The following is a 1,114-nucleotide window of genomic DNA, read 5'->3' as shown; positions in this document are numbered from 1 at the left end:
CCACGGAAGTATCCTGACGAGCTGCGTGAGCGGGCGACACGTCTGGCGATCGAGGCTCGTAGGGATCCGGCGTCCAGCAGTGGCGCGTTGAAGCGGGTCGCGGATCAGCTCGGAGTCCATCCCGAGGCGCTGCGGACGTGGGTGAAGCGGGCCGAGACGGACGCGGGTGACCGGCCGGGTGCGACAACGGCCGATGCGAGCAGGATCGCCGAGCTGGAGCGGGAGAACCGTGAGCTGCGGCGGGCGAACCAGATCCTGAGGTCCGCGGCGTCTTTCTTCGCGGCGGAGTTGGACCGTCCGTCGCGATGAAGGTCGAGTTCGTCGACTCCCAGCGAGACGAACACGGTGTCCAGCCGGTCCTGGAGGCTCTCAAGAAGACGCCGGCCCAGATCGCACCGTCGACCTATTACGCCCACAAGACCCGCCCGGCCTCGGCGAGGTCGGTCAGGGATGAGGCGCTGATCGAGGTGATCGCCCAGGTCCACGACGTGAACTACGGCGTCTACGGGGCCAGGAAGGTGTGGCACGAGCTGAACCGGGCCGGTCACGAGGTCGCCCGCTGCACGGTCGAGCGGCTGATGCGCAAGGCAGGGCTGCGGGGCGTCCTGCGGGACAAGTCACCGCGGACCACGAAGCCGGCCCCGGAGACCGGCAGGCCGACAGACCTGGTCGAGCGGGACTTCACCGCCACCGCGCCGAACCGGCTTTGGGTTGCGGATATCACGTATATCCGCACGTCAGCGGGGTGGGTTTATGCGGCGTTCGTGCTCGACGTGTTCTCCCGGATGATCGTCGGCTGGCAGGTCGCCACGAGCCTGTATACGGACCTGGCGCTGGACGCGCTGCAGATGGCGATCTGGCGTCGTCAGCGTGAGGGCGTGGATCTGGCCGGGCTGACGCACCACTCCGACAGGGGCGTCCAATATCGTGCGATTCGGTACGCCCAACGGCTGGCCGAGGCAGAGGCCGTCGCGTCGGTCGGATCCAAGGGCGACAGCTACGACAACGCGATGGCCGAGGCGTTCAACTCCCTGTTCAAGGCCGAGCTGATCCGCAACAAGGGCCCCTGGCGCGGGATCGACGACGTCGAGATCGCGACCGCGGAGTACATCGA

Annotated in this window: 2 protein-coding genes; both read left to right on the top strand. The window is 67.7% G+C overall.

Features of this window, described 5'->3' with window-relative positions; genetic code table 11:
• On the top strand, positions 1–309 hold a 309-nt coding region (locus ACYVK5_RS25790), incomplete at its 5' end, for a transposase (protein ID WP_460709139.1).
• Positions 306–1,114 (top strand): IS3 family transposase (locus ACYVK5_RS25785; RefSeq protein WP_460709137.1); only part of this gene is annotated, 809 nt, incomplete at its 3' end. The genes ACYVK5_RS25790 and ACYVK5_RS25785, both read left to right, overlap by 4 nt.

This window comes from Myceligenerans halotolerans (assembly GCF_054782975.1).
The sequence above is the reverse complement of the archived record's forward strand: the minus strand, read 5'-3'. Positions and strand labels throughout refer to the sequence as shown.